The 25,559-nt window shown below is 44.9% G+C and carries 16 protein-coding genes, 6 tRNA genes and 1 pseudogene; 14 read left to right on the top strand and 9 right to left on the bottom strand.

Features of this window, described 5'->3' with window-relative positions; genetic code table 11:
- Nucleotides 1–110: 110 nt before the first annotated feature.
- Nucleotides 111–187, top strand: a tRNA-Trp gene (locus M9196_RS17915).
- A 123-nt stretch (nucleotides 188–310) separates the two neighbouring features.
- Here M9196_RS17915 and M9196_RS17910 read toward each other — a convergent pair.
- On the bottom strand, nucleotides 311–1,843 hold the full coding sequence (locus M9196_RS17910) for a phospholipase D family protein (RefSeq protein WP_250618877.1): 1,533 nt from the start codon (nucleotides 1,841–1,843) through the stop codon (nucleotides 311–313).
- 93 nt (nucleotides 1,844–1,936) lie between these two features.
- Entirely contained in the window at nucleotides 1,937–2,827 is an 891-nt protein-coding gene (gene ilvY, locus M9196_RS17905; protein ID WP_250618886.1) for an HTH-type transcriptional activator IlvY, read from the bottom strand.
- Between the two features lie 145 nt (nucleotides 2,828–2,972).
- On the opposite strand from ilvY, the gene ilvC reads away from it, so the two are divergent.
- The gene (gene ilvC / locus M9196_RS17900) at nucleotides 2,973–4,457 is read left to right on the top strand and encodes a ketol-acid reductoisomerase (RefSeq protein WP_250618876.1); all 1,485 of its coding nucleotides are present in this window, start codon (nucleotides 2,973–2,975) and stop codon (nucleotides 4,455–4,457) included.
- A gap of 104 nt (nucleotides 4,458–4,561) precedes the next feature.
- Here the strand turns inward: ilvC and ubiK are convergent, their stop codons facing one another.
- The 4 genes from ubiK to M9196_RS17880 form a co-directional block, all read right to left on the bottom strand.
- Entirely contained in the window at nucleotides 4,562–4,813 is a 252-nt protein-coding gene (ubiK, locus tag M9196_RS17895) for a ubiquinone biosynthesis accessory factor UbiK (RefSeq protein ID WP_250618875.1), read from the bottom strand.
- A gap of 121 nt (nucleotides 4,814–4,934) precedes the next feature.
- On the bottom strand, nucleotides 4,935–8,057 hold the full coding sequence (locus tag M9196_RS17890; RefSeq protein ID WP_250618874.1) for a multidrug efflux RND transporter permease subunit: 3,123 nt from the start codon (nucleotides 8,055–8,057) through the stop codon (nucleotides 4,935–4,937).
- An 11-nt stretch (nucleotides 8,058–8,068) separates the two neighbouring features.
- Complete coding sequence (locus M9196_RS17885) at nucleotides 8,069–9,175, bottom strand: efflux RND transporter periplasmic adaptor subunit (protein ID WP_250618873.1); 1,107 nt, start codon at nucleotides 9,173–9,175, stop codon at nucleotides 8,069–8,071.
- An 18-nt stretch (nucleotides 9,176–9,193) separates the two neighbouring features.
- Nucleotides 9,194–9,775: a TetR/AcrR family transcriptional regulator gene (locus M9196_RS17880; protein WP_250618872.1), complete on the bottom strand. Its 582-nt coding sequence runs from the start codon at nucleotides 9,773–9,775 to the stop codon at nucleotides 9,194–9,196.
- Nucleotides 9,776–9,953: 178 nt separating this feature from the next.
- Between M9196_RS17880 and rep the strand changes: the two genes are divergently transcribed.
- Nucleotides 9,954–11,972, top strand: coding sequence for a DNA helicase Rep (gene rep, locus M9196_RS17875; protein ID WP_250618871.1), 2,019 nt, complete (start codon nucleotides 9,954–9,956; stop codon nucleotides 11,970–11,972).
- Nucleotides 11,973–12,048: 76 nt separating this feature from the next.
- On the opposite strand, the gene M9196_RS17870 is transcribed toward rep, so the two are convergent.
- Entirely contained in the window at nucleotides 12,049–12,462 is a 414-nt protein-coding gene (locus M9196_RS17870; RefSeq protein WP_250618870.1) for a c-type cytochrome, read from the bottom strand.
- A 299-nt stretch (nucleotides 12,463–12,761) separates the two neighbouring features.
- Here M9196_RS17870 and M9196_RS17865 point away from each other — a divergent pair.
- The 10 genes from M9196_RS17865 (at nucleotide 12,762) to M9196_RS17820 (ending at nucleotide 20,760) form a co-directional block, all read left to right on the top strand.
- Nucleotides 12,762–12,838, top strand: a tRNA-Arg gene (locus tag M9196_RS17865).
- Nucleotides 12,839–12,870: 32 nt separating this feature from the next.
- Nucleotides 12,871–12,946 (top strand) — tRNA-His (locus tag M9196_RS17860).
- Between the two features lie 68 nt (nucleotides 12,947–13,014).
- A tRNA-Pro gene (locus tag M9196_RS17855) sits at nucleotides 13,015–13,091 on the top strand.
- Between the two features lie 44 nt (nucleotides 13,092–13,135).
- Nucleotides 13,136–13,211: transfer RNA gene (locus M9196_RS17850), tRNA-His, on the top strand.
- Nucleotides 13,212–13,262: 51 nt separating this feature from the next.
- Nucleotides 13,263–13,339: transfer RNA gene (locus tag M9196_RS17845), tRNA-Pro, on the top strand.
- A 903-nt stretch (nucleotides 13,340–14,242) separates the two neighbouring features.
- Nucleotides 14,243–15,961, top strand: a complete 1,719-nt coding sequence (locus M9196_RS17840) for a dipeptide ABC transporter ATP-binding protein (RefSeq protein WP_250618869.1) — start codon at nucleotides 14,243–14,245, stop codon at nucleotides 15,959–15,961.
- Nucleotides 15,962–16,050: 89 nt separating this feature from the next.
- Nucleotides 16,051–17,604, top strand: coding sequence for an ABC transporter substrate-binding protein (locus M9196_RS17835; RefSeq protein WP_250618868.1), 1,554 nt, complete (start codon nucleotides 16,051–16,053; stop codon nucleotides 17,602–17,604).
- 148 nt (nucleotides 17,605–17,752) lie between these two features.
- Complete coding sequence (locus tag M9196_RS17830) at nucleotides 17,753–18,730, top strand: ABC transporter permease (RefSeq protein ID WP_250618867.1); 978 nt, start codon at nucleotides 17,753–17,755, stop codon at nucleotides 18,728–18,730.
- A gap of 2 nt (nucleotides 18,731–18,732) precedes the next feature.
- Entirely contained in the window at nucleotides 18,733–19,677 is a 945-nt protein-coding gene (locus M9196_RS17825; RefSeq protein ID WP_250618866.1) for an ABC transporter permease, read from the top strand.
- A gap of 123 nt (nucleotides 19,678–19,800) precedes the next feature.
- The gene (locus M9196_RS17820) at nucleotides 19,801–20,760 is read left to right on the top strand and encodes an SPOR domain-containing protein (protein ID WP_250618865.1); all 960 of its coding nucleotides are present in this window, start codon (nucleotides 19,801–19,803) and stop codon (nucleotides 20,758–20,760) included.
- 31 nt (nucleotides 20,761–20,791) lie between these two features.
- Here M9196_RS17820 and M9196_RS17815 read toward each other — a convergent pair whose 3' ends face one another.
- Both M9196_RS17815 and M9196_RS17810 read right to left on the bottom strand, forming a co-directional pair.
- Nucleotides 20,792–21,808: an acyltransferase gene (locus M9196_RS17815; protein WP_250618864.1), complete on the bottom strand. Its 1,017-nt coding sequence runs from the start codon at nucleotides 21,806–21,808 to the stop codon at nucleotides 20,792–20,794.
- Between the two features lie 158 nt (nucleotides 21,809–21,966).
- Nucleotides 21,967–23,439: a glycoside hydrolase family 19 protein gene (locus M9196_RS17810; protein ID WP_250618863.1), complete on the bottom strand. Its 1,473-nt coding sequence runs from the start codon at nucleotides 23,437–23,439 to the stop codon at nucleotides 21,967–21,969.
- 710 nt (nucleotides 23,440–24,149) lie between these two features.
- Between M9196_RS17810 and ascB the strand changes: the two are divergent.
- A pseudogene (ascB, locus tag M9196_RS17805) lies at nucleotides 24,150–25,534 on the top strand (6-phospho-beta-glucosidase).
- Nucleotides 25,535–25,559: the final 25 nt, after the last annotated feature.

The following is a 25,559-nucleotide window of genomic DNA, read 5'->3' as shown; positions in this document are numbered from 1 at the left end:
CGAGTCCCGTCCACTCCGCCATTTATTGAAAAGCCTCGTCAAATGACGAGGCTTTTTTGAATCTATCATGTTGATTTATTGAGTCAATTGGCATAGATTAGAAACAGTTTAGGGGTGTAGCTCCAATTGGCAGAGCAGCGGATTCCAAATCCGCGTGTTGGGAGTTCGAATCTCTCCACCCCTGCCATATTTAAAGCCTCGTCGAAAGACGAGGCTTTTTTGCATCTGTAATGCGTGAAGGCTCTGACTTAGGTTAGAGCCTTTTTCGTTTTATCCCTATGCCGTTCTAGCCCATCAAGCGATACTAAAGCTAAAGAATGTTCTTAGGAACAATGCGATGCAGCTTTACGCCAACCCTTTTGGTTACGCTGACTTCATTATCAGGGTTAAAGTCTTTCGTTATCCGCCATGCATTCTCAGGTTCCATTTCCATCCTCATCGCTTTTGACACGTGCTCGGTGATCTCTGGTGAGTGGATAATAGCAAAGCTCTCTGTGTTCAAATGAGCGCTACGTGGGTCAAGATTGTAGGTGCCAACAACGGTAACAGTGTCGTCAATTGTCATGCTTTTAGCGTGGAGACCAAAGATAGGTGTGGTTGGCAGTTTCTTGTACATATGCTCGGTCATTACCCGCTGCCTAACCTCGGCATCGGGTTTAAACTCATAAACCTCTACACCCGTGGCCAAAAGCTGCTTCCGGTTTCTCTGGTAACCACTAAACGCGGCGAGGTTGTCATTGGAAGCTAAGCTATTGGTTAAGATCTTTATTGAAATGCCCTTTTCAACCAAACTGCGTAGAAACTCACGATCCTTTTTAGTCGTCACCAGATAGGGGGTTTGGATCAAAATTGATGCTTGTGCGCTCTCAGCGAGATCAATTAGCTTGTCGCGAGTAATGCTACCCCCACCTAAGAAGGTCTGACGATCGTTTTTACCTGGCTTATCGGCGATGTATTCAACGTTATCAACGAATAAGAATTTTCCCTCTTTAGACAGTGCCTTAAAGGTCTCTGGTACCTTATCTATTTCAGCTCTTATCTCAGGATGAAAATGTTTCGGATTACAGGCATAGGAATGCAACCGTGAAAAGTCTGGGTTGCTGTCATAGGGATTGGATTTGAATAGATCTTCGACAGGGACACTGAGCGGGCTACTCCAGTACTGCTCAAAGGAGGTGTCGATCTCTTCAACTGCTTTGCCTGCGAGAAACACATCTCTATCGCGGAAGTTATACTCGTGGTCGAAGCCGAAGTATTCGTCAGCAATGTTTCTGCCCCCAGTAATGGCCACTTGGTCATCGACTAAAAAGACCTTGTTGTGCATTCGCTGATTGATACCGTGGAAATCAGTTAAGACTGTCGTCATCTTCTGCACGATGTTTTTGCCAATATTCGCGTTAGGGTTGTATATCTTTATCTCAAAGTTGTCATGAGCGGCCAGCATGAGTAGCTCATCCCCTTTAGCGTCGAGCATGATGTCATCCACCAATACTCGAACTTTAACACCTCGTTCAGCCGCTCTGACAAGATAGTCGGTGGCAATTAAACCGACGTTATCGATTGAGAAGATAAAGTACTGCACATCGATGGAAGTCTCTGCCAGCTCGGTCAACCAAGCTCGAGACATCATCGCTTCTGCCCCTTGCTCCAAGACATAAACACCTGTGCTGCTCTTTATTTCAGTCTCGAAAGGTTGAGTATAGTGAGATAGCGGTAGGTGCTCTTTGTTGGAGAGTTCTGCGCAATAGTCCTTCTCAGATAAGGGCACACTATCTGGAGCAGACGTACAACCCAATAGCACTATAGATGTACAAGCAATAACCGTTTTTTTGAATGTGAGCATAAGTCAATGAGCCTATTGAGCAGAAAACTAACCATATAGTATCGGTAACTTGGGTAATAAAGTATCCCAACGGTGTTATCCCACGGAGCCTTATTAAGGTTGAATATAGACCTTCTCTGCGACTTTCCAGAATGCGGAAAGCAGTGGGTTATCGAGATTCGAACGTTTACACACCACTCCTAGCTTGAATGGCTTGATGGACTCCAGTTTCAGACGCTGGATCTTGTCTCTAACCGGACTGTTGACGATAACGACCTCTGGTGCAATGCCCACGCCACATCCCAATGCCACCATGCTAACAATGGCTTCGTGACCCGATACTTGCGCATAGATGTTGGGCTTAATGCGCATCTTTTTAAACCAGAGATTAGCTCTTTCGCGAGCGGTACCCGCTTCTGGGACGATAAAAGGGATCTTACTCCAGTCTGGCATGCCATCAGCAAGCTCAGAACCAAAGCTGCTGACTCCTGCTGGTGCTATGACGGATAGTGGGATCTCACTGATGGTCTCAAACTCTAGTCGTGCCGGAAGCAGTTCGGGCAAAGCAGAGATAGCAATGTCGGTCTCATCATTCATGACCTTGTCTATTGCTTGCGCGGGATCGCCTGTTGAGAGCTCAAACTCGATGTAGGGATAGAGCAGCCTGAACTCTGCCAATAGTTCGGGCAGATGGCTGTAACTTGCGGTGACTGAACAAAACAGTCGTAACTTGCCGCGAAGTTCTTGTTCACCATGTTGGCTGTCTGATTGAAACTGTTGCCATTCGCTCACTATGTTGACGGCGATAGGCAATAATTTTTTGCCAGCTGGCGTCAGTTCTACCGAGCGGTTGTCACGTAAGAATAGGCTTTGATGTGTGTCTTGTTCTAGTTTTTGAATTTGTCGACTTAAAGCAGATGCACTGATGTGCATTGCTGTTGCGGTTTTGCTAAAGCTTTTACTTTCACAGAGGTGAATAAAAGCTTGGAGACTTTTTATATTCATATTACTTAGGATAAATGCAGTTGCATTAATTGCAATCACAACTTGTGAATATTTCACTTTAAGCAACTTAAAGTCTGTTTTAGTATGAAGTCATTCGATGATAATCATCGGCATTATGGACAGAATTCAACAGGAGAGCCCGGCTATGGCTAACTATTTCAATACTCTAAACTTGCGTCAACAATTGGACCAGCTAGGTCGTTGTCGTTTCATGGATCGTTCTGAATTTGCTTCTGAAGCGGATTACCTGAAAGGTAAGAAAGTAGTTATTGTCGGTTGTGGTGCGCAAGGTCTTAACCAAGGTCTTAACATGCGTGACTCTGGGCTTGATGTTTCTTATGCGCTTCGTCAAGCGGCGATTGATGAACAGCGTCAGTCGTTTAAGAATGCGAAGGATAATGGCTTTGTTGTTGGTAGCTATGAAGATCTTATTCCCCAAGCAGACCTTGTTGTTAACCTAACGCCAGACAAACAGCACTCTAACGTCGTTGAAACGGTGATGCCGCTTATGAAGCAAGGTGCTTCTCTAGGTTACTCTCACGGTTTCAATATTGTTGAAGAAGGCATGCAGATCCGTGAAGATTTGACAGTAGTAATGGTTGCACCTAAATGCCCAGGTACGGAAGTTCGCGAAGAGTATAAGCGTGGCTTTGGTGTTCCAACACTTATTGCGGTTCACCCTGAGAATGACCCTCAAGGTGATGGTCTAGAGATTGCTAAAGCCTGGGCTGCAGCAACGGGCGGACATCGCGCAGGTGTTCTTGAGTCTTCTTTTGTGGCTGAAGTTAAATCTGATCTTATGGGTGAGCAAACTATCTTATGTGGCATGCTTCAAGCAGGTTCGATTGTTTGTTATGAAAAAATGATTGCAGATGGTATCGAAGAAGGCTACGCAGGTAAATTGCTGCAGTACGGTTGGGAAACGATCACAGAAGCGCTTAAATTTGGTGGCATCACCCACATGATGGACCGACTGTCTAACCCCGCAAAAGTAAAAGCTTTTGATTTATCAGAAGAACTTAAAGATCTAATGCGTCCACTGTATAACAAGCATATGGATGACATCATTTCTGGTCATTTCTCTAGCACGATGATGGCAGACTGGGCAAATGATGACGCGAATCTATTTGGCTGGCGTGAAGAAACAGGCGAAACAGCATTTGAGAACTACCCATCAAGCGATGTGGAAATCTCAGAGCAAGAATACTTCGATAACGGTATCTTGATGGTAGCGATGGTTCGTGCTGGTGTTGAGCTTGCATTTGAAGCGATGACAGCGTCTGGCATCATTGATGAGTCAGCGTACTATGAGTCACTGCATGAGCTGCCACTTATTGCTAATACTGTTGCACGTAAGCGCTTGTATGAAATGAACGTTGTTATCTCTGATACGGCTGAGTACGGTAACTACCTATTTGCTAATGTTGCGACACCATTGCTTCGCGAGAAGTTCATGCCTAGCGTAGAGACGGATGTAATTGGTCGTGGTTTAGGTGAAACATCTAACCAAGTAGACAACGGTAAGCTAATTGAAGTAAATGAAGCTGTACGTAATCACCCAGTAGAGTACATTGGTGAAGAGCTACGTGGCTACATGACTGACATGAAACGTATTGCTGTTGGTGGCTAAGTGACTACCTAACACCAAGTAATAAAAAAGGCTTACCGAAAGGTAAGCCTTTTTTATTTATCTGAAGCCACGGAAGTGGCACCGATAGTCTCTAGACGGTGGTGCTATTTTTCAGATAGCTTTTGCTCTAGTTCCACCAGCTTCTGTTCCATCTCGGTTAGTTTTTGGCGCGTACGCAGCAGTACTTGGGTTTGCACGTCAAACTCTTCACGGCTTACGACATCAAGCTTGTTAAGTTGGCCTTGAATTACCTGACGAACTTTCTGATCAACATCGGTGCCGAGCTCTTTCACAGGCTGAGGCATAGAGTCGTGGATCTGTCTGGCAATTTGTTCTAGTTTCTTTGGGTCAAACATTTCAATTAGCTCCTTTGCAGTTACTCAACATTTTATGTAATTCAATTAAGATTGTCGCCAATTTAGGCAATAAAAAAGGCCACAATGTGGCCTTTTAGAGTGTAGTCTTTCGCCGAGAAGACTATTTGTTGTCAGCGAGTTCTCGATGAGCGGCTTTCGCTTCATCAACGCGAGCTAACTTTTCTAGATCTTTGTCCTCGACAAATGTTGGTAGAGGTTTGTGTTTCTCTGCAAGGTAAGTATAAATTACTGGAAGAACAAACAGAGTAAACAGTGTACCAATAGCCAAACCAGACACGATAACAATACCGATACTGAAGCGTTGTGCTGCCCCTGCACCTGTTGCATACATGAGAGGAATTAGACCAGCAATCATCGCTGCTGTTGTCATCAGTATTGGACGTAGACGTACTTTCGCGGCTTCTTTTACTGCATCCATACGGTTGAGTTTGTTATGCAGCTGCTCTTCTTTTGCTACTTCACAAATCAAGATACCGTGCTTGGTGATTAAGCCCACTAAGGTAATGAGACCTACTTGAGAGTAGATATTCATGGTAGCAGCACCCCAAGCAAGCGCAATCAAGGCACCGCAAATCGCCAATGGTACTGAAACCATGATAACAAATGGGTCTTTAATTGACTCAAACTGGATCGCAAGTACTAAGAAGATGATCGCTAGAGCAAGACCAAAGGTGGCATAGAGTGCGCTACCTTCAGTTACGTACTGTCTTGCTTCACCCATATAATCATGGCTGTAACCATTTGGCAGCTTGTTCTCTGCTACTGATTCAAACCAAGTGATTGCGTCACCCATTGCCACACCTGGAGCTGGAACAGCGCCCACGGTAGCTGAGTTTAGCTGGTTGAAGTGAGGTAGTGAGCGCGGCTCTGCAACCACGTCAATGGAGACAAGGCTACCGAGTGGAATCGCTTGTCCATTAGCTGAGCGAACAAAGTACATGTTCATCGATTCAGGATTCAGACGATATTTACGTTCAACCTGAGGAATAACCTCATACGAACGACCATTTAAATCGATACGGTTAACGTACCCATCCGCCATCATCGTACTCAGAGTCACACCGATATCTTGCATCGTTACGCCATAGGCACCTGCCATATCTTTATCGATATTGATTTTCATCGTGGCAGAGTCATAGTTTAGATCAAGCGTTGAGTATACGAACTGAGCATTTTGTTGAACATCCGTCCAAACATCAGAAGCGATCGTAAATAGGCTTTCAAAACTGTTTGGCGTAGTAATAACAAACTGGATTGGTAGGCCCGATCCCGCACCAGGAAGTTCTGGCATCTGGAACGCTGTAACCGCCATTCCTGGGACGTTGCTGACCAGTTGACCTACACGGTTCGCTACTTCTGCCTGACTCGCCTCACGTTGGCTCCAAGGAACCATAGAAGCAATACCAAATGCTTGGTTTGAATTAGGCACACCTGTAAAGACCTGAGCAAACTGAACTTCAGGCTGTTCGGTTAAGATCTTATTGACGTCATTCATGGTATTTTGCAAGTAGTCGAGGTTAGCGTTAGACGGGCCTGTGCCCATCAACATGACTACGCCTTTATCTTCCGATGGAGCAAGTTCACTTGGGATGAACTTAAATAACATAGGAAGGCTAGCAAACACAATGATCGCAAAACCAATGATGACAGGTCTATGTAGCATGACCGCCGATAGCATTTTTTCGTAGCGTGCAGTCATCTTGTCTAAAACATGATGTACTTTTTGCTCAAACTTGCTTGGTGTTTCGTTAGCTTTTAGTAGCTTAGAACACATCATTGGCGATAGGGTTAACGCGATAATCCCTGAAATGAATACCGCTCCGGCAAGCGTTAAAGCAAACTCTTTAAACAAGGAACCGGTAATACCGCCCATTAATGCGATCGGTGCATAAACCGCACCGAGTGTCAGTGTCATTGCGATAACGGGTACGGCGATTTCACGTGTACCAATGATCGCTGCGCGGAAAGGTGATTCACCCAGTTTAATGTGTCGATCGACGTTTTCGAGTACAACGATCGCATCATCAACCACAAGGCCGATTGCGAGTACCATGGCAAGTAGCGTCATTAAGTTCCAAGAGAATCCAATGGCCTGCATGATCATGGCTACACCAATCAACGATAGTGGAATCGTTACGATTGGAATTAATACGGCACGGAATGATCCAAGGAACAAAGTGATAACGACCAAAACAATTAACGCGGCTTCCAGGATAGTTTTGATTACTTCTTGGATAGATTCGTTAATCGCGACGGTTGAATCGTACATGACGTTCATTTTGATATTGCTTGGCAAGTTCTTCTCTAATTCAGGAAGAAGTGCTAGCACATCCGCAGCGATGTTAATTGGGTTAGCACTTGGCGCAGCATTGATAGCGGTAACCACCGCTTCTTGTCCGTTGGCACTCGCACGATAGACGTCATGACTTTTTTCTAGCGTCACCTTAGCGATGTCGCCTAAACGAGTCACTTCACCATCCTCTGCCATCACCACCAAATTACTTAACTCTTCAGTATTCGATACTTGGGTGTCGGCACTACCGTTATAGAGGACAAATTCGCCAGTAGCTTGACCTGCTGCCGATTGGTAGTTATTCGCGTTAAGGACATTCATAATGTCCGTTGCTGTCAGCTTAAGCGCCGCCATTTTTAGCGGATCAAGCCAAACACGCAACGCGTATTTCATACCACCATACATGTCGACTTTAGATACGCCGTTTACCGTAAAGAGCTGCGGGTTGATCACTCGCTCTAGGTAATCAGTAATCTGGCTCGATGCAAGTTCATCACTGGTAAAACCAATATAGAGTACCGCCGTTGTAGAGCCGGTAGACATCGTTACGGTTGGATCTTCAGACTCACGTGGGAGCTGGGAACGAACCGAGTTGGTTTTTGCCAAAATATCGGACAACGCCGCATTTGGATCGGTATTGAGCTTCATGGTCACTGTAATGGTTGATTGACCCAATACAGATTGAGAGGTCATGTAGTCAATATTATCGGCTTGCGCAACGGCTTGTTCCAGAGGCTGTGTAATGAAGCCTTGGATTAAGTCAGCACTTGCACCGTAATAACTGGTTGTCACCGTTACTACAGTATTCGTCATTTCTGGGTATTCACGTACCTGCATCTTGAAAACGGCTTGTAAACCAAGCAGAGCAATCAAAAAGCTGATGGATACCGCAAGAACAGGACGTTTTATGAAAATATCAGTAAAACGCATTTTGCCTCCAATTACAGCATCGGTGTTTTAGCAGGGGGTACGGTCGCATCACTTTCAACAATACGAACTTTTGCGTCATTGTTTAAGCGAACTTGGCCAGATGTAACCACGACATCATCAGCCTTTACCCCTTCAAGGATGTGAGCAATATCACCAGCACGTTCACCCACTTTAATGACTTGTTGCTTAACTCGCTGTTCACCATCTACGTCTTCAACAATGTAGACATTGTCGCCATACAGCGTGAAGGTGATTGCGGTTTGAGGCAGAGTCACTTGGTTCTCTATTTTTGGCAAAATGATGTTAGCACGAGCAAACATGCCGCTACGTAGGCGACCGTCATTGTTCGGGATGTCGGCCTGCACTTGAATTAAGCCACTTTGAATACTGACAGCGGGTTCAATTGCACTAATTGAACCTTTAAAGGCTTGATCAGGGTAGGCATCCACAAAAATATCAACGTCTTGTCCAATTGAGATTCTTGAGAAATCAGTTTGCGGAACAGTAAAGCGCAGCTTCATAACGCTGATGTCTTCTAAGCGAACAATTTTGTCACTCGGTTGCAGATATTGACCTAGGAATACATTACGGATACCAACTACACCAGCAAATGGTGCTTTGATTTCACGGCGGTCAATGGATGCTTTCAAGCTTTCAATATCAGCAGAAAGTGAATAGTAGTTCGCTTCTGCTTCATCATACGCTTCTCGAGAAATAGACCCTTTCTTATAAAGGCCTTGATAGCGTTTATATTTAGCTTGAGCTGCAGGTAAGCGAGCCTCCGAACTTTTTAGGTTGGCTTTCTCAACATCAGAATCGAGCTTTAATAACTCTTGACCGACTTCAACTTGAGAGCCAGATGTGAATGAAATGCTGTCGATAACACCGCTTGTTTCAGTCGTTAGTGTCACGCCTTGATTTGGTTCAACAAAGCCTATTACTTCAATAACAGGAACCCAATCAACGGGCTTAACTGTAGTTGCGGTGACAGGGAATTCTGGCTCCGGTCGGTTAGCGAGGTATTCAGCAATTTTTTGCTGCTTAAACATGTTAAATCCTATCACGCTACCGAACAGTAGTACGGCGATAAGAAGCATGAAAAATGTCCACTTTTTCATTCTGACGAAAACTCCAAATTAATGTTTTATTATTGCATCCCAACTGGCTTCAATCGCTGACTCCAGCGCGTTATCATCCAATTGATATAGTCCGAGAGCATGCTTTCTAGCAAGTGAAACGCTCGCTTCTAAGCTTAATCCCGAAAGGATTTCATTATCGAGGCTTTTGAAAACCCCTTGTTTCTTTCCTTCGGTGAATAGATTGTCTACTTGGGCAAACAATTTTCGTTCTTGTTCCCGAGTTTCCTGATTATTCTTGGAAGGAATGGAATCGTATTGGGCTCGAGTCTGTAATGAATCGTTATTCGAAGCCGCAATCCGCCATATATTTAGCCACATGGTACGATATTGCACCTTGAGTGGCTTATCGGCTTCAACACCCACTTGTACCGCTTTGGCCATGCAAGAAACAACATGAAGACGAAGTTCGTCAAGCAGGTGATCTTTGTCGTTAAAGTAGCGATAAATCGTTCCCGCAGCGACACCGGCCTCATTGGCAAGTTTTTGCATTGATATACCTTGGATACCAACTTCTGCGACCATTCGTTGCGCCGCTTCTAGTATTTGTAGCCGTTTGTCTTTTGCATTCATAGTGCTCATCAATCATCCGCAATTAGTGAATGAACGTTCATTCATTATAAGGCCATTGCCCCATATTTACGCAACTTATTTTTAAGCTATGTTCTATAAAATTAAAGAAAGACAGACATAGCGTGGCATCTTATCTTTCAGCGGTCTATTATGTGCCCGTTACAAATCCGTAGTAGTGAGTGCAATAATGAAGCTGAATCCACAGCAAGATATGGCTGTAAAATACGTCTCTGGACCTTGTCTCGTTCTTGCTGGTGCAGGTTCGGGTAAAACTCGTGTGATTACTAATAAGATAGCTCATTTGGTACAAAACTGTGGTTACAAGGCGAGAAATATCGCGGCTGTGACCTTTACCAATAAAGCGGCTCGAGAAATGAAAGAGCGTGTTGGTCAGACTTTGGGGAAAAATGAGTCTAAAGGTTTACTCGTGTCTACCTTTCATACCATGGGGCTCAATATTATTCGTCGAGAGTACAAAGCGCTAGGGCTCAAAGCCGGCTTTTCGTTGTTCGACGATCAGGATCAGCTCGCACTATTGAAAGAACTCACGGAGCAGCAACTCGACGGTGATAAAGATCTGTTACGTTCCTTAATGAGTGCTATTTCAAATTGGAAGAATGACATGTTATCGGCTGAACATGTCAAAGGCATCGCTCGTTCAGAGCAAGAGCAGCTCTTTGCTTTTTGCTACGAGATGTATCTAGAACAAATGAAAGCTTACAACGCGTTGGATTTTGATGATTTGATTGCGATGCCTGTTTTACTGTTGAAAAATAATGAAGAAGTCCGTCAGCGTTGGCAGCGAAAGATTCAATACCTTTTGGTGGATGAATACCAAGATACCAATACTAGCCAATATGAATTGGTGAAACTGCTAGTGGGCGAACGTTCGCGCTTTACGGTCGTGGGTGATGATGATCAGTCGATATACTCTTGGCGAGGGGCGAAACCACAAAACCTCATTCTATTGAGTAAGGACTTCCCAAGCTTAAAAGTGGTGAAGCTTGAGCAAAACTATCGGTCGACGAGTCGAATCTTGCGTGCGGCGAATATCTTAATTGCGAATAACCCTCATATTTTCGACAAGTCGTTATTCTCCGAAATCCCCGATGGTGAAAAACTAAAGGTCTTGAAGGCAAAAAATGAAGATCATGAAGCCGAGAGGATAACGGGTGAGTTAATTGGTCATTGCTTTGTTAATCGAACCAATTATAAAGATTATGCCATTTTGTATCGAGGTAACCATCAATCGAGGTTGATTGAAAAGGTATTGATGCAAAACCGTGTGCCCTACAAAATTTCAGGGGGCACATCGTTTTTTGCGCGTGCGGAAATAAAAGACATCATGGCTTATCTGCGAATTTTAGTGAACCCGGCGGATGATAATGCGTTCTTGCGAATTGTGAATACGCCTCGACGTGAAATTGGTCCTGTTACCCTGCAAAAGTTAGGCAGTTACGCCAATATGCGTGGAAAGAGCTTGTTTGAGGCAAGCTTTGAGTTGGGTCTGGAGCATCACTTGTCTGGTCGAGGGCTAGAAAACTTGCGCCGCTTTACGCAATGGATAGTAAAGATCAGTGATAATGCCGAGCGCGGCAATACGGTGGAAGCGGTTCGTTCACTGGTGCGTGATATTAAATACGAAGATTGGTTGTATGAAACCTCCTCAAGTGCAAAAGCAGCGGAAATGCGCATGAAGAATGTGTCTGATCTTTATTCGTGGATTGTGGCTGACTTAGAAGGGGACAACTATGACAAAGAAGAGAAATCGCTGAAAGAAGTGGTGCAGCGTTTAACCCTTCGAGACATGATGGAGCGCGGTGAAGACGATGACGACAGTGATGCCGTTCAGTTAATGACATTGCACTCATCGAAAGGGCTAGAGTTTCCTTATGTTTACCTACTCGGCACTGAGGAAGGTATTCTGCCTCACCAAACCAGTATCGATGAAGAGAATGTCGAAGAAGAGCGTCGCTTGATGTATGTCGGTATTACTCGGGCACAAAAAGAATTGACGTTCTCACTGTGCAAAGAAAGACGGCAGTATGGTGAGCTCATTAAACCAGAGCACAGCCGGTTTCTTGACGAACTACCTTTTGACGACGTGGACTGGGAGCAGGTTAAAAAGCCAGTATCGCAAGAAGAAAGAATGGAAAAAGGCCAAACACACATTGCCAATATTCGCGCGATGTTTAACAAAAAATGATGACATTATTGGTCTTGAACCGGCGCAACGAAAAAAGGGCACCCCAATCGGGGTGCCCTTTTCTGTAATGGTTTAACTATAAACCCGCAATCATGTGCTCGATAGCATCTGAGATTTCATCGTCAGAGCAATCCATACAGGTTCCTTTGGCTGGCATGGCGTTAAAGCCCTTAATAGCATGGTCAAGAAGAACATCTTTACCTTGAGCAATGCGTGGAGCCCAATCACCAGCATCTCCGGTTTTAGGAGCACCACTGATACCTGTTGAATGACAAGCCGTACAAAACATGCCATAAACAGAGGCGCCATCACGAGGGCCAGTCGGTTCCGCTGCAACTGGTTCGCTACCCGCTAGGTAAACATTCCCTACGGGTTTAATACGCTCTGCAATAGCATCGTATTCAGCTTGATTAACATCCGCTGCAAAGCTAGCGGTAGAAAAAGTTAGAGCGGCGCACAACACCGTTAAGATTTGACGAGACATATCCATTAAACTCACTTTACTATCCAAAGGTGGCAAGTCGTAGCTTGCTTGGGTTTATTATGATTCTAGTTTATTCTGCATTGAGACTTAACGGCTGTTAAATCAATGTAAACATTGGGTGATTATATCCTGTTAACTTGTTGCAATAAACAACAAGTTGTCAGCTTCACGGGGTGAATCACATCGCATACTGGTTCTTTTAGGCCAATAACTGCTGAAAAAGAAGGCAAACAATAAAAAAAAGTAAAAAAGTGCTTTACGCCATAGTGTGATATCCGTATTATTCCACTCCGCCGATAGGGCATGCGCCTGTAGCTCAGCTGGATAGAGCGTTGGCCTCCGGAGCCAAAGGTCGAAGGTTCGAATCCTTTCAGGCGCGCCATCCGGATTAACAAATTGGCGAAAGATATAATGGTGGCTATAGCTCAGTTGGTAGAGCCCTGGATTGTGATTCCGGTGGTCGCGAGTTCGAATCTCGTTAGCCACCCCATTATTTGGTAACTTCGGTTTCCAGTTTCGATTGTTACAATCGGGACGAAACGTTCGAAAGAACATTGTCGGTGAATAGCGCAGCTTGGTAGCGCATCTGGTTTGGGACCAGAGGGTCGGGGGTTCGAATCCCTCTTCACCGACCACTATTTCAGTTAAAGCTTAGTGCTTTAGCAAAGCAAAATTAGTGGTGGCTATAGCTCAGTTGGTAGAGCCCTGGATTGTGATTCCGGTGGTCGCGAGTTCGAATCTCGTTAGCCACCCCATTAATTAGGTAGCATAGCTTCCTCTTACGATAACATCGTAGAAAACTTTGTCGGTGAATAGCGCAGCTTGGTAGCGCATCTGGTTTGGGACCAGAGGGTCGGGGGTTCGAATCCCTCTTCACCGACCACCATTAAGAAACCTCGTCGAAAGACGGGGTTTTTTTTCGTCTGCAGTTTGATGAGGCAACGAGCAAGAAGTGATGTGTAGATCGGGGTGGACGGTCTCACATAATTGCAGTCACATCGAACTCCTCTTCACGGACGGCTAGCAGCACTAGTAACAGCTTGCTGAGTATTCCACCGTAATCTATCTCCTTCCTTTCGCTTACTGTAAGCATCTTCACTTTTCATTCTGTTTTCAGGTTTTTTTAAGGTATCCAGCCGTTTAAACACCGAGACCTCACCGTAGGTGTGTTTTTTATATCGACTTATTCTGAAAAAACGGCTACTGAATAACATTTCTGCGATTATCTTTGGGTGATAAACGGTGTTTATTGCTAATTCGTCTTTCTTTTGTAGAGGTTTATATCTTTGCGTTTATTTGGGTAGCAACGAAGGTGTTACATCTGGGTTTAGTGATTTATGTCGCACTATTGCTTAAATTAAGAGAATACCTTGGCATTTGTGATTTTGATCTAGATTTTGATACTGAATAAGGTTTGACTGGAAAATCAATGTTTCAGTGATGTTAAATTCATTTGGGAATAAGTATTCCTTTTTAGTTAGCTATAAATATGGCTAATCTCGAAATGAGCAGTTGTTTGTGTCTTGCTGTATCGGTGAGTTTTCTGCAGATGATGGGTTTATTGTATTTGTTGGTGCGCTATTATATGTATTCTATGTGCATAAGTATTTACTTATGATGCTTTGTATTTGCTTGATCTCGAATTTTTATCCTATTTTTGTTGCTTTTCTGTGAAAGATTTGCCAAATTGATGCCCTTATAAATAGTCAGCAGAAAATGCTGTCTACGAATGGATTCAGTTTTGCAGACAGGGGCAGAAAACTGCCAAAGCAGTAGAGGTCTGGTAATGTCATTATTAGAAGTAAAAAATCTTCGTATCGAATACCCATCCCGCCATGGGGTACATGCCGCGGTTAAATCTTTGTCGTTCAATGTTGAACGTGGCGAAATAGTTGGTGTGGTTGGGGAATCCGGTGCTGGTAAATCAACGGTTGGTAACGCGGTTATTGATCTGCTTTCTCCTCCAGGTGTTGTCGCTGCTGGCGATGTTTTCTTGGATGGTGAAAAAATATCAGGGCTTTCTCCGGAAGGCATGCGCAAAGTCCGTGGTTCAAAAATTGGGTTTATTTTCCAAGACCCAATGACCTCTCTCAATCCACTTTTCACGGTTGAGCAACAATTAAAAGAGACCATCCACGCCAATATGGACGTTTCGGATGAGGAAGCGTATAAGCGCTCGCTTAACCTGATGAATCAAGTGGGTATCCCACAACCAGAAAACCGTCTTAAGCAGTATCCACACCAATTTTCGGGTGGTATGAGGCAACGTGTTGTTATTGCCATTGCTTTGGCTGGTGAACCAGACCTTATTATTGCGGATGAACCAACAACGGCGTTGGATGTATCGATCCAAGACCAAATTCTGGGCTTGATTCGCGAGTTGTGTATCAAAAACAACGTAGGTTGTATGTTGGTCACACATGATATGGGTGTGGTTTCTAACGTGACCGATCGTGTTGCCGTTATGTATCGTGGTGACTTAGTGGAATTTGGTGCGACAGCAAAAGTATTGGGTGACCCAGATCATTCATACACTCGTAGCCTTATCTCTGCAGTACCACGTTCAGATATTAAGTTGGACCGTTTCCCATTGGTGAGCTACATCGAAGATGCCAAGGAAATGGAGCCGCTTGATATCAAGAATCACTGGTTAGGGCAAAGCCAAGATCAGCGTGAATATACCGGACCATTGTTGAACGTAGAAAATGTGAACCTAAGGTTTATCACTAAAGATTCGTTGTTTGAAAGTCGTCGTGAGTACGTGCAGGCGTCGAATAACGTCAGCTTTGAAGTGCACGAAGGTGAAACATTTGGTCTAGTGGGGGAATCGGGCTCTGGTAAATCAACCATTGCGCGCATCATCGCGGGGCTTTATGCACCGAATACGGGCAAGGTTAGCTTTGAAGGTATTGATCTTACTGGCTTAAAATCTGAAAAAGAGCGTCGTCCAATGCGTCGCCAGATGCAGATGGTGTTCCAAAACCCGTACACATCAATGAACCCTCGTATGAAGGTTTACGATATTGTTGCGGAACCCATTCGTTTTCATAAGCTCACTGCGAATGAGAATGAAACCAAACAAGTCGTGGATGACCTGCTACAACATGTCGGACTCGGAAAAATGGCTGGCGTGAAATACCCACATGAGTTTTCTGGTGGCCAGCGTCAGCGTATCTCGATTGCCCGCGCACTAGCAACCCGTCCAAGATTACTGATTTGTGATGAACCTACGTCGGCACTAGACGTATCCGTTCAGGCACAAATCTTGAATCTACTAAAAGACTTACAACAAGAACTTAATCTAACCATGCTGTTTATCAGCCATGACTTACCGGTTATTCGCCAAATGTGCGACAGGGTGGGCGTGATGCAAATGGGTACATTACTTGAGGTCGCACCGACTGAGCAGTTATTTACCGATCCACAGCATGAATACAGCCAGCATTTGATTTCGCTAATGCCTGAATTTAAAGGCTTAAGAGAAAGCGCAGCAAAAACGGCGTAAGCCAATAAAAATCCCTATTGGGACTTGATAACAGAAGCAAACACAACAGTTACGGGATCCGGATCCCCGCATGAAGGAGTTATGCAAATATGAGAACCATGAAAAGCAAATTAGCAGTGGCGCTAATGGCCGCAGGCCTGAGCTTTAATACCCTAGCAGCAGACATCAAGGTAGGCTACGCGGCTGACCCTGTTTCACTAGACCCGCATGAGCAATTGTCTGGTGGTACACTGCAAATGTCACACATGGTGTTTGACCCACTGGTTCGTTTTACTCAAGAAATGGACTTTGAACCTCGCCTAGCAGAAAGCTGGGAACGTGTTAACGACACCACGGTTCGTTTCAACCTTCGTAAAGGTGTTAAGTTCCATTCAGGCAACGCATTGACGGCTGATGATGTGGTTTGGACGTTCGATCGCCTACAAAACTCACCAGACTTCAAAGCAATTTTCGACCCGTATGAAAAAATCGTTAAGGTTGATGACTACACATTCGATCTTGTAACAAAAGGTCCTTACCCACTAGTCCTGCAAACGGCAACGTACATTTTCCCAATGGATAGCAAGTTCTATTCAGGTAAAACGGAAGATGGTAAAGACAAATCTGAGCTCGTGAAGCACGGTAACTCGTTTGCTTCTACACATGTATCAGGTACAGGTCCATTTGTTGTTACGGCTCGTGAACAGGGCGTTAAAGTGGACTTTGAACGCTTTGCTGACTACTGGGATACTGAAACTAAAGGTAACGTTGATAAGCTAACGTTGGTGCCAATTAAAGAAGATGCAACACGTGTTGCTGCGCTTCTTTCTGGTGGTGTTGACATGATTCACCCGGTTGCGCCAAATGACCACAAACGTGTGTCATCGGCTGACGGTATCGATCTTGTGACGCTTCCTGGTACTCGTATCATCACGTTCCAAATGAACCAAAACAGCAACGAAGCATTGAAAGATGTGCGCGTTCGTCAGGCGATTGTTCACGCAATTAACAACGAAGGTATCGTTAAGAAAATCATGAAAGGCTTCGCAACAGCCGCGGGTCAACAAAGCCCAGCAGGTTACGTGGGTCACGATGACGCGCTGGTTCCACGCTACGACGTGAAGAAAGCGAAAGAGCTAATGAAAGAAGCGGGCTACGAAGACGGCTTTACGCTTTCTATGATGGCGCCAAACAACCGTTACGTGAACGACGCTAAAGTGGCGCAAGCGGCGGCGGCAATGCTGTCTAAGATCGGCATCAAAGTTGATCTAAAAACGTTGCCAAAAGCACAGTACTGGCCTGAGTTTGACCTTTGTTCTGCAGATATGATGATGATCGGTTGGCACTCGGACACAGAAGATTCTGCGAACTTCAATGAGTTCCTAACGATGACTCGTAACGAAGAGACAGGTCGTGGTCAATATAACTGTGGTCACTACTCAAACCCAGAGATGGATGCAATCGTAGAAGCAGCGAACGTTGAAACAGATCCTGCGAAACGTGCTGAAATGCTGAAAGGCGTAGAAGCAACGTTGTACAACGATGCAGCATTTGTTCCTCTTCACTGGCAAAGTGAAGCGTGGGGCGCGAAGTCTAACGTGAAAGCGGCAGACATCGTAAACCCAATGGTTATGCCTTACTTTGGCGACCTAGTGGTTGAATAATCTCGTTTAGTACACGTTGAAAAGAGGGGAAAGCCTTCCCCTCTTTGTTCGCTTTACACTGCTTAGTTTTATTTCAGTCGGACTAAGTGGGTTTTAAGACTGAATAAGTTCTCGTCACAGAGACATATGGATAGTTAAGGGGCAAGGGATGTTTTCGTTTCTGGTCAAGCGCCTGTTTCAGGCACTGATAGTGATGTTTGTGATCAGTTTGGTGGCATTTGCCATCCAGGATAACCTGGGTGACCCGCTGCGTGAGCTTGTAGGTCAGTCGGTTTCGGAAGCAGAGCGTCAAGCACTGCGTGATGAGTTAGGCCTCAACGATCCTTTCGTTACAAAATACACACGTTTTATTGGTGCGGCACTGCAAGGTGATCTCGGCACGTCATACTTTTTCAAACGTCCTGCCGTTGATGTCATTCTTGACAAGCTGGTGGCTACTCTCGAACTGGTGTTCGGCGCGACGTTAATCATTATCTGCCTATCAATACCATTAGGCGTATATTCAGCAATACACCCTAAAAGCTTCTTCACAAAACTCGTGATGGCGGGGAGTAGTATTGGTATCTCTATTCCGGTTTTCCTAACCGCGATTATGCTGATGTACGTTTTCTCTATTGAATTAGGTTGGCTCCCTTCATTTGGCCGAGGTGAAACGGCGAATGTTCTTGGGTGGCAGTCAGGCTTCTTTACGATTGATGGCATCAAGCACTTGGTATTGCCATGTGTCGCACTGGCGTCGATTATGTTGCCGCTATTTATTCGTCTCGTTCGTTCTGAAATGCTGGAAGTACTGAGTTCAGAATACATTAAGTTTGCTAAAGCAAAAGGGCTACCTCTTCGTAAAATCTATTATCAACATGCCCTTAAGAACACGATGCTCCCTGTATTAACGGTGGGTGGTGTTCAGATTGGTACAATGGTGGCCTACACCATTTTGACGGAAACTGTTTTCCAATGGCCAGGAACTGGCTTTCTTTTCCTTGAGGCGATCAACCGTGTAGATACACCGCTGATTACGGCTTACGTTATTTTTGTCGGCCTGATCTTTGTTGTGACAAACACTATCGTTGATTTGATGTACGGATTAATTAACCCAACCGTGAACCTAACAGGAAAAGGAGCGTAAGCATGAGCCAAACAAATGTAGCAACAGTTCCTTCAGTGTGGGAACGTTTTAAGCAATCAGATTTCTTGTACTACTTTAAGCGCGATAAAGTCGCGATGACGAGTTTTACTATTTTTATGGTTTTCTTGGTGCTAGCGTTATCAGCACCTCTCATCGCGCCTGCTGACCCCTATGATCTGAGCTCGATTGATATTATGGATTCAGAGCTTCCTCCTTCTTGGATGGAAGATGGCGATTCGAATTTCGTCTTAGGTACGGATGATCAAGGTCGTGATATTTTATCAACGATCCTCTACGGTTCACGCCTTTCATTGACGATTGGTTTCCTTGCGGTAGGCCTGCAACTGTTTTTAGGCATTATCATTGGCTTGTCCGCGGGTTACTTTGGTGGCCGTATCGATAGCTTCTTAATGCGTTTTGCCGATGTGCAGTTGTCGTTTTCAACCATGATGGTGGCGATCATTGTATCGGCGATATTCAAGGCCAGTTTTGGTACGGAATTTTATAGCCAGTACGCGGTAACCATGCTGGTGGTGATCATCGGGGTGGCGGAATGGCCTCAGTATGCCCGTACTATTCGAGCTTCAGTATTAGCTGAGAAAAAGAAAGAGTACGTAGAAGCGGCGCGAGTGATGGGCTTTAAAGCGCCTAAAATCATGTTCCGTCATATTTTGCCAAACTGTCTGTCGCCAATCTTAGTGATTTCGACAGTACAAATTGCCAATGCCATTATGTCGGAAGCTGCGTTGTCGTTCTTAGGTCTAGGTTTGCCGGTTGATCAACCATCACTAGGTTCATTAATCAGTATCGGCTTTAACTATATCTTCTCCGGCTCGTGGTGGATTACGGTCTTCCCAGGCATCGTGTTGATTACGTTGGTACTGGTGGTCAACCTGCTCGGTGACTGGTTAAGAGACGTATTTAACCCGAAAATCTACAAAGGGTGATCCAGAGAGATTGATTTTTAATCCCAATCCTCACTACACTAAGAGTCGCACATAGGTGCGGCTCTTTTTATTTGTGCCGCTTATGGAAGCTAGCCTGTTTTACTTGAGTGTTCGAGGATGTATATGAGCTCTTTAAATGGTGTTAAGGGATCGCCGTGCTTGTCAGTAAATGCAATCATCAGTGGCGTATTATTTTTCTTCAGTACTCTTTCTACGCCGATTTCTGCGAATGATGTATTGTGTGATGCGTCGCAGCCTTCCTCTTCCCAACTACCCATACTCAGTCAGGATTGTCCGATAGGTAACGGTGTTTGGAGTCAAACCGTGCCGAAAACGGAGACGTCCGTGTACTGGATTCAGTGTGGCATATTAGATGAAGCTATGTCATTGAACACGGCTAAAGTGTTGTATACGGAGATTTCAACCGATGTGTGGATGAAGCCAGAGGGTGAGGTTCAACGGTGCCTCATTGGGCCTTATCGTGATGTTGATGTATTAAAGAAAGAGCTGTCGAAAATCAAATCAATTAAGGGATATAAAGACGCTTTTATTCGTCAGGTAGCCCCTTCAAAGCCGCAGAAAAGCCCGGTTGCGAGTGAGCCTAAAAAGTACCCTAAAGCAACACCAAAACCACCAATGAAAGCGATGGCTAAGCCTATTGCACAAGCGATAGGCTCACCTACTGTCAAACAAACCGCGAGTGTTAAGAAGGTGGAATCTATTCAGCCTTTAGCTCAATCCGTATCACCGTCCTTATCAGTACGGCGACAAACCCAGCTTGGCGATCAGCGCTATGCTGTCCCTTATTTAGAGGGCAGTCAGCACCAGTTTTATATGGAGCATGATAAAGCGTGGAATCGAATGAATTACAGTGCAGCCATTAAAGTTTGTGGCGACCTTAATATGCATTTAGTCACGGCAAATGAGTGGCAAACGTTACTCAATGCGAAAGTGATGCAGAAAAATCAGTGGCCAATGCAGATGCCATATTGGGGGGATGGTCAGAAAGGGCTATTTACCAATGGCAAGGTGTCACCTCTAAAAAGTAATACCTTGCTCAATGTAATGTGTGTGGGTAAATAGGGCGCTTTACCAGCGCCCGTATCGCAATAGCTTAAGGCAGTAACCAGCGAGTTTTCGCGCTGCGAGACAATAGCCAGCTCGTGAAGAGAGCGCAACTGCCACTAATCATAACCCAGAGTGGAATCATCACAATAGGGTGACCTTGATATAGGGCGAGTTCATTCATCGGCCATAAAAATAAAGGGTGAAGGATATAGATCCCTAAGCTGTGCTGACTGACAACGCTAATCACTTTTTTGAATGACTCATTGATCTTGTCGGCATAGGCTTTTGCCAGAACAAAAATCATGCTGGCTGCGAGAATGGTATTGGTCGTTTTGTACGAGAACCAACGTCCAACCGAGTAACGGTCAGCGGCAATGCTATTTTCAATCACCATGTAAGTCCCCAATGCCATTCCTCCTAATCCTAGAATAAGAGTAATCATCACCGTAGTGTTATTGATCGGCAGCTTTTGAAATAAGACGTAGCCTAACGGTAGCAGCCCCATATAGAGCCAAAATTGTTCGCTCCAAGGCCCGTCAATTCGCATTAAAAACAATAAGGTTGTGAGTAACCAAACACCGGTCAGCGCATATAGAGCGCTATCGCTATAGCGGCGTACAAAAATTTGTAGAAACGGAATCGCAGCGTAGAGCGGTATAAAGTAGTAGAAAAAACCGAGGTGGTAGTAGGTGGAGTGGTGGTAACTCTCCGCCAGTACATCTTTTACTGTTGCGGCATCAAACCCGGACATCGTCCATCCGGATAAATACGCATAAAACAGCGACCAAGCAATAAACGGGATTAATACCTTCCCCAATCTTCTGGAAAGGTAGTACTTCAAATCGAATGGACGTTTGTCATTGAGCATCAAGGCACCAGTAATTAAAATAAATACCGGTACCGCCCAGCGACTGAAGCCATTGAATGTAATCGCCGTGATCCACTCTCCCATGGGAATTTGCCCAAGTTCATGGCGGTACGGGCCTAATGCGTGAATGATAATGACCGCAAGCGCAGCAACGCATCGCATGACGTCAAAGAAAAAGATGTGTTTTTTGTCCATGAGTTTATTGCTCCTTACAGCATAAAGAAAACTATAAGAAATATAAGTGGATACGGATAGGGGTGTTTGTTAAAAGTTGTGTGATTATTTCTAGTATGTCGCCAACATATTAGGTTTAAAGAAAACGAGCAGTGTGTAAACACCGCCCGAATACTTGGCTAAGAACACGCTACCTCATCCCAAAACCAATTAGATTGTGTCGGGGTTTCCCAGACGCCAGGTGGATTTTTCGCGGTAAAACATTTTCCTTGATGACTAACCGTATCGCCCACATTGACCTTAGTGACGCCCGCTTCCCAAGGTATAGCTCCAGTTGGAGTACCGCCATCAGTTCCTTCTCCATGGTTATCTCCTCCACCTGTGCCACCATCAATGGTATCGACAATGCGGACTTCGGGCCAGTTAGCGTGAGATCCAAAGAAATTGGTGACACATTTTTCATAGTCACCGGGAACCAGTGCTGAATAGGCGGTTTGATAGCCGACGAGGTGACACTCAAAAGACACACCGCCAGGACGGTCGGCATGGTATTTCCAGCTTGCTTCCCAGTTGGTGTATAGCACATCAGTGGCGCCATTGAGGTTAAGGCTGCCATAAGGGGTTTGCTGCCAGCAGGTATTGGATTCATCGGCTTCAATTGGAATTTGGTAGTGAGCCGATAGTCCCTCCCAATAGCGAATACGATTAACGGGTTGTCCTTTATCTTTGTTTTGTTCACCACACTCGATACCGCCATTAATGATGTTTATGGTGGTACCAAAACCATAGCCAATACCCGCATCAACTTCACGTTGAGAAGGTGTCCATGTCCGATCAATAACATGTAACATGGCCGGTTTTGGTGCTTGTGGGGTTAAGAAAAACCAAATAGCGGAGGCAAGGTTGAGCCAAGAGTCAGCCACTAAAGCGGGATTATTTAAGAGTACCGTCGCATCACCGTCGTACATCACTTCAGAAAATGCCCCGTAATTGAAGTGATACGAGAGTTGCTTCGCCCCTCGACCAAAGTAGCCTTGGTTTGGTGAGCAGGGCCAGCGCTTATTTTGCCAATCATTTTGACCACAGCCTGTGGTGTAACCGGGTTGTCCTTCCGACCAACCCATTTCGCGCACGTGGACCAGTGCTTGCTGCCATTCTTCCAATGCGAGTGGGTTATCCCACGTATTATCAATGGCAATGTGACAGCCCGTTTCTTGAGAGAAGTGTGCAAAAGCGGTCACGATAGAGCGCTTACAAATCGCATCGGCATTACGTCCATCGCTGTAATCACCACAGAAAGCAGGAAACTTACCAATCGCCTGTAAGAAGCGTTGATAGGTATATTCTGGCGCGGCCATTTGGGTTAAAAAATCCCATTCACTCCGCGGAAACACACGTTCTGCTCTTTTAACGTTGCTTGGGTTACCCGCAGCTCCTACATCGATCAAGTCGACCACGCTATTTGGCGCAGTGGCTAGTGCATTCGCCCAAACCGCATACATAGGGTCGGATGTTTGTGTTTGTTCGCTGGCCATCACTTCAGAGCGCAGCAATACGTATCCTGTTGGGTTTTGCGGGTCGGGTTGGGGGTTAACTGCCAAAGTGGGGGCACTGATAATACTGACCAGGCAGAGCCCAAGAGTCGGTTTCATTGTAGAGTTCCTTTTTTTGATTAGCTAGAGGTCGCTACCTAGATGCTCGTCCTGCATCTCTTTTATTTAGTAGCGAAAAAAACTATAGGAAAAGAGAGGAATGAGTACGAGTCGAACGTAAGGAACGGTGAGTAACGCTTGTGATGATGCGAGGCACTTCAGATTCTCCGTTAGCGGGGAACAATATGTTGCTTAGAGTTATGACCGATAGAAGAATAAGAAACGGATAATAAGCCGGTATCTCATGGGGCTGTCATGCAAATATACGATGTCGTAACTGCCATCAATTAATTTTCGGCTCAGGCAGGGCTAACGGTACTTTTTTATTTAACGTGGTAACAGTTATGGCGAGGATACAACTGCCTCCCATTTGATCTTTTGGATTCGCTTGTTCGGCATCGCATTTTTGGAATTATGTGGGAAATAACATTTATATTATAAATGTTATGGGTAACATGTTAGGGGCGTTGATGCTTGGTTCTAAAGATATCTCAGAAGATGACAGTGATGACAATTCAGTAGTAGTAAAAGAAGACGCTGAACTATAGAGGCCAAGTATACAGTCAGAGCAGCACCTATCGCGCATCGTGAGGAGGTGGCGGTTAGAACATTTACTATTCAAGTCATCGCGTGCATAGGTGACTGAAACTGTTTAGAGGACACTATGTCAGAGATACAATTTCCCCCATGACTTCTTATGGGGTGGTGCAATTGCTGCTAATCAATCAGAAGGTGCTCATCAAGCGGGCGGAAAAGGATTAACCACGGTCGATATGATTCCTTATGGTGAAAACCGTATGCCGATAAAGCTGGGTCAAGTTGAACGTGTTGAATTGAGTGAAGAGGAATTTTACCCTAGCCACAATGCGATCGACTTTTATCATCGCTATAAAGAAGATATTGCACTGCTTGCTGAAATGGGCTTTAAAGTGTTCCGTATGTCGATTGCATGGAGCCGAATCTACCCTAAGGGTGATGAATTAGACCCAAACCAGGCTGGGCTGGACTTTTATCGCCGAGTATTTGAAGAGTGTAAAAAATATGACATTGAGCCGCTAGTCACACTATGTCACTTTGATGTGCCTATGCACTTAGTGAATGAATATGGCTCGTGGCGCAGTCGTAAAATGATTGAGTTTTTAGTCGCTATGCTCGTACTTGCTTTGAACAATACAAAGGTTTGGTTAAGTACTGGCTCACTTTCAATGAAATTAACATCCTTCTTGCCAGTCCATTTTCTGGTGCAGGGCTATTGTTTCAAGAGGGGGAGAATCATGACCAAGTGAAGTACCAAGCGGCTCACCATGAGTTAGTGGCGAGTGCGTTAGTCACTAAGATTGCGCACAAAGTGGATCCGCAAAACCAAGTGGGTTGTATGCTGGCTGGTGGTAATTTCTACCCTTACTCTTGTAAGCCAGAAGATGTATTGACGGCCATGGAGAAAGATCGCGAAAATCTATTTTTCATTGATGTTCAGTCGCGTGGCTATTATCCATCCTATGCTCAGAAAGTTTTTGATCAAAAAGGCGTCGTTCTTGAAACAGAAGAGGAAGACTTTGAAATCTTAGCCAATACCGTCGACTTCATTTCGTTTAGCTATTACGCCTCTCGTTGTGCTTCTGCTGATATGAATGAAGGCAATACCAGCGCTGCGAATGTTGTTAAGTCGATTAAAAATCCGCATCTGCCAGCAAGTGACTGGGGCTGGGTTATCGATCCTGCGGGGTTACGTATCACCATGAACACGCTATACGACCGCTATCAAAAGCCACTGTTTTTGGTTGAGAATGGTCTAGGGGCGAAAGACAGCATTGATGAGAATGGTGAGATTAATGACGATTACCGTATCGATTATCTGCGAAAGCACATCAAGGCGATGCATGACGCAATGACGGATGGTGTACCTTTGATGGGCTTTACGCCTTGGGGCTGTATTGATCTTGTTGCTGCTTCAACTGGTGAAATGACCAAACGTTACGGGTTTATTTATGTCGACCGCGATAACGTTGGCGGTGGTACCTTAAACCGTACGCCTAAAAAATCATTCTATTGGTATAAAAAAGTCATAGCGACGAATGGTCGCGATCTCGTTTAGCTCTTTTAGTGAGCAGGTTCACGAG

It is taken from the genome of Vibrio methylphosphonaticus (genome assembly GCF_023634655.1).
GTDB lineage: Bacteria > Pseudomonadota > Gammaproteobacteria > Enterobacterales > Vibrionaceae > Vibrio > Vibrio methylphosphonaticus.
Note: the sequence above shows the minus strand (reverse complement) of the source record. Positions and strands in the feature narration are given on the sequence as shown.

Bases quoted from the DNA above. Each gene is read 5' to 3' on its own strand.
- M9196_RS17840 (WP_250618869.1), top strand. From the start codon at position 14,243: ATGTCATTATTAGAAGTAAAAAATCTTCGTATCGAATACCCATCCCGC.
- ilvC (WP_250618876.1), top strand. From the start codon at position 2,973: ATGGCTAACTATTTCAATACTCTAAACTTGCGTCAACAATTGGACCAG.
- ilvY (WP_250618886.1), bottom strand. From the start codon at position 2,827: ATGAATATAAAAAGTCTCCAAGCTTTTATTCACCTCTGTGAAAGTAAA.
- M9196_RS17880 (WP_250618872.1), bottom strand. From the start codon at position 9,775: ATGAGCACTATGAATGCAAAAGACAAACGGCTACAAATACTAGAAGCG.
- M9196_RS17890 (WP_250618874.1), bottom strand. From the start codon at position 8,057: ATGCGTTTTACTGATATTTTCATAAAACGTCCTGTTCTTGCGGTATCC.
- M9196_RS17820 (WP_250618865.1), top strand. From the start codon at position 19,801: ATGAGCTCTTTAAATGGTGTTAAGGGATCGCCGTGCTTGTCAGTAAAT.
- M9196_RS17830 (WP_250618867.1), top strand. From the start codon at position 17,753: ATGTTTTCGTTTCTGGTCAAGCGCCTGTTTCAGGCACTGATAGTGATG.
- ubiK (WP_250618875.1), bottom strand. From the start codon at position 4,813: ATGTTTGACCCAAAGAAACTAGAACAAATTGCCAGACAGATCCACGAC.
- rep (WP_250618871.1), top strand. From the start codon at position 9,954: ATGAAGCTGAATCCACAGCAAGATATGGCTGTAAAATACGTCTCTGGA.
- M9196_RS17910 (WP_250618877.1), bottom strand. From the start codon at position 1,843: ATGCTCACATTCAAAAAAACGGTTATTGCTTGTACATCTATAGTGCTA.
- M9196_RS17810 (WP_250618863.1), bottom strand. From the start codon at position 23,439: ATGAAACCGACTCTTGGGCTCTGCCTGGTCAGTATTATCAGTGCCCCC.
- M9196_RS17870 (WP_250618870.1), bottom strand. From the start codon at position 12,462: ATGGATATGTCTCGTCAAATCTTAACGGTGTTGTGCGCCGCTCTAACT.
- M9196_RS17815 (WP_250618864.1), bottom strand. From the start codon at position 21,808: ATGGACAAAAAACACATCTTTTTCTTTGACGTCATGCGATGCGTTGCT.
- M9196_RS17885 (WP_250618873.1), bottom strand. From the start codon at position 9,175: ATGAAAAAGTGGACATTTTTCATGCTTCTTATCGCCGTACTACTGTTC.
- M9196_RS17835 (WP_250618868.1), top strand. From the start codon at position 16,051: ATGAGAACCATGAAAAGCAAATTAGCAGTGGCGCTAATGGCCGCAGGC.
- M9196_RS17825 (WP_250618866.1), top strand. From the start codon at position 18,733: ATGAGCCAAACAAATGTAGCAACAGTTCCTTCAGTGTGGGAACGTTTT.